This is a genomic window from Nocardia sp. NBC_00565, from assembly GCF_036345915.1.
Taxonomy (GTDB): domain Bacteria; phylum Actinomycetota; class Actinomycetes; order Mycobacteriales; family Mycobacteriaceae; genus Nocardia.
On the sequence record NZ_CP107785.1, the window covers coordinates 2,840,165 to 2,853,363 of the forward strand.

The following is a 13,199-nucleotide window of genomic DNA, read 5'->3' on the forward strand; positions in this document are numbered from 1 at the left end:
ATTCGAGTGTCTAAGACGAATTCGGCGTTTTCGGACTCGGTGTTCGGCCGACGTTGCGCGGACGAGGAGTCCGAAACAACCAAATCGGTTCGGCCCGGAGTCGGGTTCGGCGAGCAGGAAGCGATTATCGTTTGGGTTCATCGGTTGCACCACACAGCCGTGTGAGACGTTTACGTCCTCGTCGTACGAGTTCGTTTATTAGCCGCAATGTCGACAATTAAGAGAGTTACTTCTTGCCGACTTGCCGCCGCGGCAACCCCGATCAGCAGTCGTCGAAACGCATTCGCGATGTCGACGACCAGTTTGAGAGAGTAAGCATAACGAGGAGGAACGCGGTCCGCAACGGTCTTCGAGCGTCTACATACTGCAGAGGTGGCGACATCGCGACACCTGATCCGATACTTTACCCTCGACACAGAGCGTAGGTATGATTCGGCCCGGTCATAATCGAAACCGCCGACGGGCGAACCGTTCCTTGGTAAAATAAGCACCCGCGCCAACGAGGATTGTAACGCGCCGCGACAAGGTCGGCACACGACCAGAAATAGGCCGCCCAGGATAGGCCAAAAGGACCGTACCTCGCGTCGCGGAGCGGACCAGAATTCTCGGTCGGCATGTCCTATACGGCTACCCCGAGACATCGACAGTCAACCCTGCAACCCGCCAGCCCCGCGCGATACCGAATCGACAACGCAGATTTGCCGAATTCGCGTTCGCCCACAAGCGTCGCTGCCCATCCACGCGTCGGTCAGCTCCGAATCAGATCGGTAGGCCTCTACCCAGGAATGAGGTAGCCCATGGGCGCACACGGCAAGCCCGCCGCTTCGCACCGCTCCTCCGCCCTGCGCCCCGCCATCGTCCTGCTGGGTGGTGCCGTGTGCGCGGCGGTGGCCGGGACCACACCCGCCCTCGCCGACGGCCAGCCGATTAACGCGCCGGTCGGACAGCTCCCCGTCACCCTCGCCCTCTCGGAGGCGGCGGGTCCCGGCGCGGGCCCACTCGGCGTTATCCCTTTCGGCGTTCCACCAATCGATGCCGGACAGCCGAACTCGCCAGGCGACGAGCCCGCGCGGATCGTCAGCACGGCGCTGGGCCTGACGCCCGCGGTCCCCGCCCACGCACCGTCGGCCGGCGGCGAGTCGAGCGATCCGGTGCCCGCCACAACGCCGGTCGCCGATCCCGAGCCGGGCGCGCCGACGCAGGCGAACCGGATCCGCATCGGCAGCGTCGAATTCGTCCGCCCGAGCATCGTGGCGCCGGAGCAGGCGGCACAGATCAACGCGGGCGCGGCGGAAGTCGAGGACGCGCTGTCCGACGTGCTCAACAGCTCCGGCGTGGAGCAGGCGCGCTCCGACAAGGTCGCCGCACGCATGATCGGTGACGCGGCGATCGGCGCGGTCGTCGGCGGCGTGGTGATCGCTCCCGTCGCCGCGACAGTGGGCGCAATCGTCGGCGGTGTGGTCGGGTTCGTCCTCGGCATCCCGTTCCTGCCCACGGGCCTGGTCGTGGGGCCGGTCGTCGGCGCGATCATGGTCGGCGCGTTCGTCGTTGCCCCGGCCATCGTCGCGGGCGCGGTGATCGGCGCGGGCGTGGGTGCGGTGGAAGGCTGGAATGCACCGCTCGATCCGCCATCGGTGGGCTGAGCGTGAGCGGCAGGGTGCGCGTCGACGGTACCCACGCGGCCGTGTAGCGAGTTTCCCCGGTCGTGCGCCTGCACAAAAGAGGGCGCTGGGTTTCCCCAGCTCTCGTTAGCGCAAATAGTGAGCTAACCGACGTCAATCACTACATCCAGGAAGACACATCCGACACGATCAGTCGACGCTTCGAGTGATCACCGGCGTGTTGACGATCGGGAGTGCGTCCGGCGCGTCGCGGAAACGCACGGACAACCGTGCCGCACGAGGAACTGCCCGCCCCGAGTTTGTCGAGGGCACCGAATCACATCGCCCAGGACCGCGCGTGTCGTACCGCGTTCGCCGCGGGCCCGCCACGCCCGGTGAGTGCGCCTTTGCGTACCCGTGGAGTGCGCCGACCAGCGCCTTGGAGTTATCGTTGAAGTTCCCACTGGAGGCCGAGATCGAGAGGCACATAAGGCGCCCCTCGACCAAGGCCTCGGGTACACGACATGCACACACTGACCGAATCGCTCGCCGACAGCCTCCGCACGCTGCCGCTTACGCAGCCTGTCGCGGCGGTTGATCCCAACGCGGTACTGGTGTCCATCGCGGCGGATCGCGAACTCACCTACGGCAAACTGGATCGCTGGTCGGGTTGCCTGGTGCGACCGCCGCTTCGGATCGGTGCCGACCGGCCGGACCGGGTCACGCTCGCAATCACTGCGCAAACCGAGTCGGCCGTCGCCCAGCAGACTATCGTCAAGATCAGCGGTATGCCGGTCCCTGCCGATCCCGACCGGTCGCTCACCCGGAGTACCCCGCCCGGGCTGACGATGAGGACGCGGCGGCCGGAGTTTCCCGTGATGGTCGAGTGGCTGGTGCTGGACGGCCGTTCGCCGTTGCGGCCTTACTGCGCGGGCTCGGACGCACCGGTGACCCGACCGATCTTCCGTCGGCGCGAGCGTCGGCCTGATCCTTGCTCCGCTCGGTCCGGTTGCGCGACCCGGGTCCCGAAATGCTCGGTTCGCACCATGTCGGCGATTCGACTTCAGCGCGCGTCATGCCAGCTCAAAACGAAACTCGGCACTACCACAACCGCAGTAGCTAACTGGCGTTAACTGACCCGGGTGGCTACGGGCACGGTCAGGATGAAGGTCTCGTTATGCACCAGTCTTCGGCTTCACCAACCGATACCGGTATCGGCCTGCTCGAGGGGGCGTTCCCCCTGTCGGCAGCGCAGCGCGGAATCTGGTTTGCCCAGCACATCGCAGGCGACATCCCGATCTCCATCGCCCAGTACGTCGACCTGGCCGGACCGATCGACCTCGACCAGTTGGCACCGGCAGCGCGCCAGGCCGGGCGCGAGTTCGGTACCGGCTACCTGCGCCTGATGGAAATCGACGGCTATCCATTCCAGTGTGTCGACACCACTCTGGACGACAGTGCACGCATCGTCGACTTCCGGCGTGAGCGCGAACCGGTAGGCGCCGCGCACGCCTGGATGCGCGAGGAATACTCGGCACCCCTTGATCTGATGAGCGATCGGCTCGCCTGTGTCGTCATGCTGCGGATCGCCGACGACCGCTGGTTCCTTTATTGGCGGATTCATCACATCGCGCTGGACGGCATGGGCGTGTCGGCCATGGCGCGACGCACCGGCGATCTCTACAGCGCGGCGATCGAGGGGAGGCCGCCTCCCGCCGCGCAAGCCGAGGATCTCAGGAAGATCGTTGACGTCGACCTGGCATACCGTAGTTCCGACCGCTTCGCGGCCGACCGGGAGTACTGGCTCCGACACCTCGACGGGATGCCCGACCCGGTGAGCCTCGCCGGCCGCACCGCCGACGTCGACGCGCACCCGAGCCGCGTCGAGGGTGCGCTGGCGCAGGACGCGGCGGAGTTGCTGGAGACAGTCGCGAAGGCGGCCTCGTCCGGTGTGGCGCCCACGGTGGTCGCCGCGTTCAGCGCCTACCTCGCCACGACGACCGGTGCACCAGAGGTGGTATTGAGCCTGCCGGTTTCTGCGCGGACGACGGCGACCATGCGGCGCTCCGGTGGCATGGTCGCCAACGTCGTCCCGCTGCGCCTTACCCTGGATCCGACCACGACAGTCGGCGAGTTGATCAGGGCCGCACAGGGCGAGCTCACCGGTGCGCTGCGGCGGCAGCGCTACCGTCAGGAGGACATCTTCCGCGACCTCGGCTGGCCGATGGACGAGGTCGCGACGTTCGGTCCGTCGGTGAACCTGATGATGATGGACACCAGGGTCGAACTCGGCGCTGTCACGGGACGAGCGCATGTGCTGACCTCTGGGCTGATCGAGGACCTGTTCGTCAATCTGTATCCCGGTGTGGGCAATCAGAGCACCCACATCGATTTCCAGGGCAACGCAAACCTGTACAGCGACACCGAATTGGTCGCGCACCACAGCAGGTTCCTGCGGTTCCTGCACCGGTTCCTCGCTGCCGGACCGGACGCGGCGCTGTCCACAGTGCCTGTCGTATCCGACGCCGAGCTGGCCGAGCTGGCGCCGGCACGGGGACCGGCGAGCGTCCCGCCGCGTACCCTGCCCGAAATCCTCACCGCCGGTGCGGAACTCGATCCTGATGCGATCGCTGTTCGCAACGGGGCGACCTGTCTGACCTACCGCCGGGCCGACGAATACACCAATCGGCTCGCGCGCGTTCTGATCGCCTCCGGTGCCGGGCCGGAACGCAGTGTGGCGATAACGATTGCGCGCTCGATCGATTCCGTGCTCGCGATGGTCGCGGTAGCGAAGACGGGCGCCGCCTTCGTGCCGATCGACCCGACCTATCCCGCCGACCGGATCGAGCACATGGTCGACGACAGCGGGGTCGTCGTCGGCCTGACCGTGGCCGCCACGCGAAAGCTGTTGCCGGACCGGGTGAACTGGCTGGTCCTCGACGAGGAGGTGACCGGGCGGAGCGTCGCCGAGCAGAAAGCGGCACAGGTCGACGACACTGCGCGGCCTTGCGCGGTGCACCTGGATCAGGTCGCGTACATCATCTACACCTCCGGGTCGACCGGATTGCCCAAAGGCGTGCTGGTCACGCATCGGGGTTTGGCAAATCTGGTCGCGAGTTCCGGCCGCGGCTTCGGTATCGATGCCGATTCCGTAATGGCACACGCCGTTTCGCCGAGTTTCGACATCTCGGTCGAGGAGATCCTGGTCACCCTCGCCGCCGGTGCGACGCTTGCGGTTATCCCGCCGTGTGCGTACGCGGGCGAGGAAATGGCGGAAGTCCTACGCGCGCAACACGTCTCCCATCTGGATGCCACGCCGGCAGTAGTGGGATCTCTCGACCCGGCGATGCTGCCCGACCTGCGCACCATCATTGTCGGTGGCGACGCATGCCCAGCCGAGCTGGTGGCCAAGTGGTCCGGCCGTGTTCTTCTCAACGGATACGGGCCCACCGAAACCACTGTCACGGCGACGTTGAGCGACGCGTTGACACCAGGTGCGCCGGTCACGATCGGTGGCCTGGTTCGCGGTGTGTCCGCGGTTGTGCTCGATACATGGTTGCGCCCCGTGGCTCCGGGCACTATCGGTGAGCTCTACCTCGCCGGTGCCGGCCTGGCGCGCGGCTACCATCAGCGCAACGGCTTCACCGCAGGCCGATTCGTCGCGAACCCGTACGCGTACGGCGAGCGGATGTACCGCACCGGGGACCTGGCATGCTGGACCGAGAGCTCCGGCACGTTGGAGCTGGACTACCACGGCCGCAGCGACTTCCAGGTGAAGGTGCGCGGCTTTCGCATCGAGCTCGGCGAGATCGACGCCGCCCTGCAACGGCACCCGGACATCGACTTCGCGATCACCCTCGGCACCGAGACAGGTTCCGGCACCACCGCACTGGCGTCCTACGTGGTGCCCAAGCCGGCTGCGGAGGTGCATCCCGAAGCACTGAAAGCGGCTGCCGGTGAATCGCTTCCGGCATACATGGTGCCCGCCGCGATCGTGGTGCTGGACAGCATCCCGCTGACACCGCTGGGCAAGGTGGATCGAAAGGCGCTGCCCGAACCCGATTTCGGTACCCACGTGCTCATGAGCCGACCGCCCTCGACTCCGCGCGAGGAGGCGCTGGCCGCGTTGTTCACCGAGGTTCTCGGGCTGGACTCGGTGGGCGTCGACGAGAGCTTCTTCGCACTCGGTGGCGACAGCATCTTGTCCATCCAACTGGTCTCCAGGGCGAAGACCGCTGGGATCGGCTTCAGCGCACGGGATGTGTTCGAGCGCAAGACGGTTGCCGCGCTGGCGGCAGTGGCAACCGAGGTGCGTGCCCAGGTGGTACACGAACTGCCCGGCGGGGGCATCGGTACCGTCGAGCTCACGCCGATCGTGTACGCGATGCTGGACCAGGGAGACACCTGGCGCCGGTTCGGCCAGGCCGTCTTGATCGGTCTTCCGGCCGACGTCGACCGCGCCCGGCTGGTCGCGGCCGTGCAAGCACTCCTCGACCACCACGACCTGCTGCGCTGCTCGTTGCGTAACCCCGACCACGGCTGGGAATGGACTGTCGCCCAACCTGGTTCGGTCGAGGCAGACACCCTGGTGGACGTCGTGACAACCTGTCGTGACGTGGACCAGACCTACGAACACGAATTGGAGCGTGCCGCAGACCTGCTCGACCCCGAGGCAGGAATCGTCGCGCGCTTCGTGCTGATCGAACGAGCGGACGCCGCTCCGCTGTGCTGGCTCGTGCTGCACCACCTCGTGACCGACACCGTCTCGTGGCGCAACCTGCTGCTGGATCTGGCGACCGCGGCAATGGGCGGCACCCTCGCTCCCGTCGGCACCTCGTTCCGGCGTTGGGCGCACGGACAACTCGAGCACGCGGCCGGACGCGATACTGAACTGCCGGTCTGGCAACACATCCTGGCCACGCCCGATCCGCCGATCGGCACGGGCACCCTGGATCCGGCCGTCGACGTCGCCGCCACCGTGGCGACCCGGCAGACCACCATCGCGTCGGACGTCGCAGCCACGGTACTCACCATGGTGCCGGACCGATTCCATTGCAGCGCCGACGATGTGCTGGTGACAGGGCTCGCGATGGCGGTGAGCCGCTGGCGCGACCGAAATACATCGCTGTTCACGCTGGAGGGCCACGGGCGTGCGGAGGCCGTCTTGCCCGGCGCCGATCTCGCCCGGACGGTGGGCTGGTTCACCAGTGTGTGTCCGGTGGCCGTCGATCTGACGGGCATCGACCTCGGCGACGCATTTGCAGGGGGCCCAGCGGCGGGCGCCGCGATCAAGACCACAAAGGAACAGCTGCGGGTGGTGCCGGACAAGGGCATCGGGTTCGGCATGCTGCGCTACCTGAACGCCGGCACCGCGGCGGCGCTCGCCGGCGCGCCGGCACCGCAGCTCAGCTTCAACTATCTGGGCCGGGCGCCGACCGGCGGCGAAACCGGTGCCTGGCTGCCGCGACGCTTCGCGGCAACGCAGGACGACCGAGCACCGTTGGCCGCGGTCCTCGACATCAACGCCATGCTGACCGATACCGGTTTGGAAGTGACCTGGGCCTACGCTACTCGGCTGCTCGATGCGGCCGACGTCGCAGAACTCGCCGATCTCTGGGCGGACGCGCTGCGGGCTCTGGCCGACCACGCCGGGACCGCGGGCGCGGGCGGACACACGCCGTGCGACTTCGACCTCGTCCCGGTGACCCAGCGGCAGATCGATACGTGGGAGCGCACTTATCCGAATCTCGCTGACATATGGCCGCTCTCACCATTGCAGTGCGGCCTGTTCTTCCACGCGATGTACGACCCCGACACCGCCGACGGATACACGGTGCAGTCTTTGCTCACCCTTGCGGGCACCGTCGACGCCGCGCGGCTACGCACCGCCGCGGAGGCAGTGGTGGCGCGGCACGACAACCTGCGGGTCGCCTTCGTGGAAACCGACGACGGGCCCCGCCAACTCGTCCTGACCGATACCGACATCCCCTGGCAGGAGGTCGACCTCACCGGAATCGCCGATGCCGAGGAACGGCAGCGGCAACTCGACCAGGTGATCGCCCTGGACGCGAGTACCCGATTCGAGCCGGCCCGTCCGCCGCTGATGCGCTTCACGCTCGTGCGTACCGCCCCCGACCGGTACCGGTTCGTGCTGACCAACCATCACCTCGTGCTCGACGGCTGGTCGACCCCCCTGCTGGTGCGCGAATTGCTGACCCTGTATGTCACCTCTGGCGACGCCTCCGCCCTCCCGCCCGCGCACTCCTACCGCGAGTTTCTTTCCTGGCTGCGCGAGCAGGACCATGCGGCGTCGACCGCCGCATGGGCACGATCCCTGGCCGGCATCGACACCCCAACGCGGGCGATCCCGACATTGGCCGGGATCGGATCGGTCGAGACCGGGATGGTGTCCGCCGACCTGACCTGGGACACGGCCAACCGGTTGGAAACGGTCGCGCGCGATACGGGCATCACGGCCAACACGATGGTGCAGGCGGGCTGGGCGATGCTGCTGGCCATGCTCACCGGCCGAACCGATGTGGTGTTCGGCGCAACCGTGTCCGGCAGGCCCCCGGAACTGGCCGGCGTCGAAGAAATGGTCGGGCTGTTCATCAATACGGTGCCGGTGCGCGTGCGCTTGGATCCCACGGAGAAGGTGGTCGACATGCTGGCCCGCCTGCAGAGCGAGCAGGCGCGGCTGATGGATCACCAGTATGTCGGGCTCGCCGCCATCCACAAGGCCGTGGGTCTCGCCGAATTGTTCGACACTCTCACCGTCTTCGAGTCGTACCCGATCGACCGGGAAGCTTTGTCGCAGGCGCTGGACATCGCGGGTATGCGGGTGCTCGACATCGCCGGTACCGACGCGACGCCGTACCCGTTGAACCTCATGGTTATTCCACTCCGCGGCAGCGATGGGCACCACATGCTGCGGATCACCCTGAAGTTCCTGACCGACCAGCTCGCGCCGGAGTCGGCGCGCCCGCTGCTGGATCGCTTCGTCCGGCTGCTGACGCAGCTCGCCGACAACCCACACGCCCTGGTGTCCCAGCTACAGTACTGCGGCGACGCGGAACACGCGGCCCTGCTGCCGGTTCGCGGACCGAAGTCCGCGCCGCCGCAAACTCTGCCCGAAATCCTGTGTGCCGGAGCGCGAATCGACCCCGACGCGATCGCGGTGAGCGCGGGCGAACGGATGATGTCCTACGGCGAACTCGACGCCTGGTCCAACCGCCTCGCCCGGATGCTGCTGCGCCGGGGCGTCGGGCGCGAGGTGGTCGTCGTGCTGGCACTCAACCGCTCACTGGAATCGGTGGTCGCGGTGTGGGCGGTGGCCAAGGCCGGGGCGGCGTTCGCCCCGCTGGACCCGAACTACCCGGCGGAGCGCATCGAGCACATGCTCAGCGACTCCAAGGCTCCGATCGGCGTGACGGTCACCGCGACCCGCGAGATGCTGCCGGACACCCTCGACTGGCTGCTGCTCGATGACTTCGATACGACCCGTCAGGTCATGACGGTGTCCGATGCGCCGATCACCGACGGGGAGCGCGGCGGCCCCATCCATATCGACCAGATGGCCTACCTGATCTACACCTCGGGCTCCACCGGCAAGCCGAAGGCTGTACTGCTCAGCCATCGCGGCGTGGCGAATCTGGTGGCGGCCCAGAAGGAGTCACTAGAGCTGGATCCGACGGCCAGCGTGTTGCATGTGGCCTCACCGAGCTTCGACGCGTCGGTGTTCGAGCTGCTGACCGCGCACGGCGCGGGCGGCAGACTGGTGGTGTCGCCGCCGGATGTCTACGGCGGCGGCGACCTGGATCGGCTGCTGCGCACCGAAAGGGTCACCCACGCGGCGGTCACGCCGTCGGCGCTGGCCACGATGGAGCCCACCGGCCTCGACCACCTGCGGGTGCTCGCCGTCGGGGGCGAGGCCGCGAGACCGGAACTGATCGAGCAGTGGTCGACTGGGCGGCGAATGGTGAACCTGTACGGTCCGACGGAGTTCAGCACTTGGGCGACCGTTCTCGGCGAACTCGTCGCGGGCGAGCCGATCACCATCGGTGGGCCGATCCGCGGTGCCGCGAGTATGGTGCTCGACACCTGGCTGCGCCCGGTGCCGGTCGGCGTCGCCGGTGAGCTGTACCTGGCCGGTCCCGCACTCGCATGCGGCTACTTCAACCAATTCGAGTTGACCGCGGGACGATTCGTCGCCGACCCTTACGGCGAGCCGGGCGAGCGGATGTACCGCACCGGCGACATGGTGCGCTGGGTCAGCGGGCACGAGGGCGCATACGAGCTGGAGTATCTGGGCCGCAGCGACTTCCAGGTCAAGATCCGCGGCCTGCGGATCGAACTCGGCGAGATAGATGCACTGCTGTCGCGCGACGAACAGGTCGACTATGCGGTTACGGTCGGCCGCACCGGACCGGCGGGGGAGACCGCGCTGGTGTCGTACGTGCTGCCCACCGAGAACGTCGAGTTCGACGTCGCACACTTGCGCGCCGTCGCGGCCGACACCCTGCCTGCGTATATGGTCCCATCCGCCTTCGTCGTGCTGGACGCGATCCCGCTCAACGCGGTCGGCAAGCTCGACCGGGCAGCGTTGCCGACACCGGAATTCGCGGCCGAGCAGACCGAGCACCGAGCACCCTCGACACCGACCGAGGAAACCCTCGCCGCCATCTACGCGGAGCTGCTCGGTCTCGACAAGGTCGGTGCCGACGATTCCTTCTTCAACCTCGGCGGCGACAGCATCATCGCCATCCAACTCGTGTCCAGGGCAAAGCAGCAGGGCCTCAACTGCACCCTGCTGCAGGTGTTCGAGCACCGCACCGTGGCCGCACTGGCCGCGGCCGCCGACACCGCGCGCGCGATGGTGGTGGTGCTCGACGAGCCGTCGGCTGTCGACGCCGTACCCCGCGGACTCGGGCTCGACGTGGTGTTGCCGATCCGGCTCGGCGGCACCGAACCTGCGCTGTTCTGCATCCACCCGTCGTCCGGAGTGTCGTGGACATACCTGGGATTCGCCGACGCGCTGGCGCCCGGCCGCCCGATCTACGGCCTGCAAGCGCCGGACCTCACCGGCCCCGAAGCACCGGCACGCTCGATCGAGGAGTTCGCCGATCGGTACATACGCGAGATTTGCGCCGTGCAGCCCACCGGGCCATACCACCTGCTCGGGTGGTCGTTCGGCGGACTCATCGCGCACGCGATCGCGGCGAAGCTGAAAGACGCGGGCGAAACCGTAGGCGTCCTCGCACTGCTCGACACCGATACCACAGACACCGGCGGTGACAGCATCGAGCAGCTCACCGCTGGCGCTTTCGTCAATACCTTTGGCCCGATCTTCGGTATCAACGATGTGCCTGCCATGGCGTCCGCACAGGAGACCGCCGATCTGATCCGTGCACGGCTGGGCGGTGTTTCGCTGATCGACGCAGGCACCATCGAGCGGATGGCCCGGTCGTACAACGCAGGGACGCAGTCCAGAACGGGATACCAGCGTCCCGTATTCGACGGCGACATGGTGTATTTCAGCGCGACCGTCGACACTTCCGATATCTTCGGTCCGGTCGGCTGGCAGCCCTATGTAACCGGCGACATCATCAACCACGACGTTGAAGTCACCCATGACGAACTGACCGCACCACGTGTGCTGCCGATCATCGCGCGCGTACTCGACGAACATTTGGATGGTCGAGGATGAGTTCCGAAAACCATCTTTCCCGTCCATCGCGGCAGTGCGATCCGCGGCTGCCGTAGCGGAGGAGGTGAAGCGGTGGATCCGGGAGTTCGAGCAGGACGTCGCGCTCCTCGCACACGCGCGTTAGCTGCTGTGGGAGGAGCCGACCCAGTGAGCCTCTGTATTCCGCGCTCGATTGTTTGACGCGAGACGTCGACTCGCCGAACGCCTGCAGGCGCTGTCTGGATCCGATGTGGTGGTCCTCGGCCTACCGCGTGGCGGTGTTCCGGTCGCCTACCAGGTCGCGGCTGCGCTGCGCGCCTCCCTCGATGTCGCGGTGGTACGCAAACTGACCGTCCGGGATCGGCCGTGGCTGGTGTTCGGTGCCGCGGGTGAGGACGAGGAGTGCGTCATCGACGACGACATGGTCGCTCGCACATCAGTTTCCGAGCCTGGAAGGCTCGTGGTGACTCGCGAGCAGCGAGAACAGTTGCGCCGCAGCGTCGCTCGCTCCCGCCGCTGCGGTTTTGCGGCATTGGACGACGCCATCTGGCGCACCGAGCTCGACCTCAATCTGCTCGCCGCTGTACGCCTCGACCGGATGATCGTGCCGTCGATGCTCGCCGCCGGCCGTGGAGCGATCGTGCATGTCGCCTCCATTCAGGCACGTATGCCGCTGTGGAATGGCACCCTCGCCTACGCCGCCGCGAAGGCCGCCCTGCGCACCTACAGCGCCGGTCTTGCCAATCAGCTGGCGCCGCACGGCATCCGTGTCAACACCGTGTCACCCGGTGGCATCCGCACGGCCGGTGCCGACGATCTCATCGAACGGCTTGCGGCTCAGTTCGACGGTGACCGTCAGGCGGCACGTCAGTCGCTCATGGACGCGCTCGGCGGAGTCCCTCTCGGCCGGTTCGCTGAACCGCACGAAGTCGCCGAAGTGGTCGGTTTTCTTGTCTCCGACGCTGCCGCCAGCGTTGCTGGAGCCGACTATCTCGTCGACGGCGGCACCATTCCCACCATTTGACCACCTCATCCGGCGAGCTGATCCCTTGCCGATTCTCGGAAGGACATTCGTGATGACGAATCGCATGCTGGCCGATTCCCCGGACGCTGTGCGCGCCTACATGAACCTCACCACCGATGGCGATCGCACCGCCGCGATCGTCGGGTTTGCCGATACCGCGCACGTTACCGACGACGGGCGCGAATACCACGGCGCATCTGCAATCAGGACATGGCTCGACAAAGCATCGGGCAACTACACATACACGACCACACCCTTGGCCGCACGAACGGACGCCACAACCGACCACACCGTTGTGACCTGCCGACTGGAAGGAACATTTCCTGGCGGCCTCGTCGACCTCGACTACCACTTCGATCTCGATGGCGCGCAACGGATCTCGCGTCTGGAGATCGTCGTTCACGAACCCCGATCCGGCACCTGAAGTTTGCGACGACGAGCACATCACTGTTTCTGCTTCTGCGCGCACTTCCTCGCAACCATCGCTCACCCCATTCACCGGTGTTGCGACGACCATTGGAATCCGAGCCGACGAGGGCGAGCTGTATCTGTGCGCGGTCAAGGACGCCCCCCAGCGACAACACTCCCAACAGTCGGTATGCAGTCTCGATGGGGTAGCCGATGTATCAGGCTGTCGAGTTCTGAGTCGTCTCGGCACGGCGTATCTGCCGTGTTGCCCTGAAAAGCTCGACAATAGTGCCACCGGCTTGGGGCCACCTCGGATGCGCAGTGTCTTTTTTCGACATGCTCGGCTCTCTCTTCGGCGTGTCGCTGGAGGTTTGCCATAGATGGCGCTTGGATTCAGCCTGGCTGGTCGACGAATGCCGCGAACAACCCGTGGAGGTCAAAGTCGTGACTCGTCCGTTTCTTCCTTTCCTCGGCAGCAGGC

General features: G+C 66.6%; 5 protein-coding genes. All 5 read left to right on the plus strand.

The window, feature by feature from the left end; translation table 11 throughout:
* Positions 1-797: 797 nt before the first annotated feature.
* The 5 genes from OG874_RS13655 (at position 798) to OG874_RS13675 (ending at position 12,734) form a co-directional block, all read left to right on the plus strand.
* Entirely contained in the window at positions 798-1,643 is an 846-nt protein-coding gene (locus OG874_RS13655) for a hypothetical protein (RefSeq protein ID WP_330255503.1), read from the plus strand.
* Between the two features lie 482 nt (positions 1,644-2,125).
* Complete coding sequence (locus OG874_RS13660) at positions 2,126-2,734, plus strand: hypothetical protein (protein WP_330255504.1); 609 nt, start codon at positions 2,126-2,128, stop codon at positions 2,732-2,734.
* A gap of 44 nt (positions 2,735-2,778) precedes the next feature.
* Positions 2,779-11,307, plus strand: a complete 8,529-nt coding sequence (locus OG874_RS13665) for an amino acid adenylation domain-containing protein (protein ID WP_330255505.1) — start codon at positions 2,779-2,781, stop codon at positions 11,305-11,307.
* Positions 11,308-11,479: 172 nt separating this feature from the next.
* Complete coding sequence (locus OG874_RS13670; protein ID WP_330255506.1) at positions 11,480-12,310, plus strand: oxidoreductase; 831 nt, start codon at positions 11,480-11,482, stop codon at positions 12,308-12,310.
* A gap of 52 nt (positions 12,311-12,362) precedes the next feature.
* Positions 12,363-12,734, plus strand: a complete 372-nt coding sequence (locus tag OG874_RS13675) for a nuclear transport factor 2 family protein (protein ID WP_330255507.1) — start codon at positions 12,363-12,365, stop codon at positions 12,732-12,734.
* Positions 12,735-13,199 lie beyond the last annotated feature (465 nt).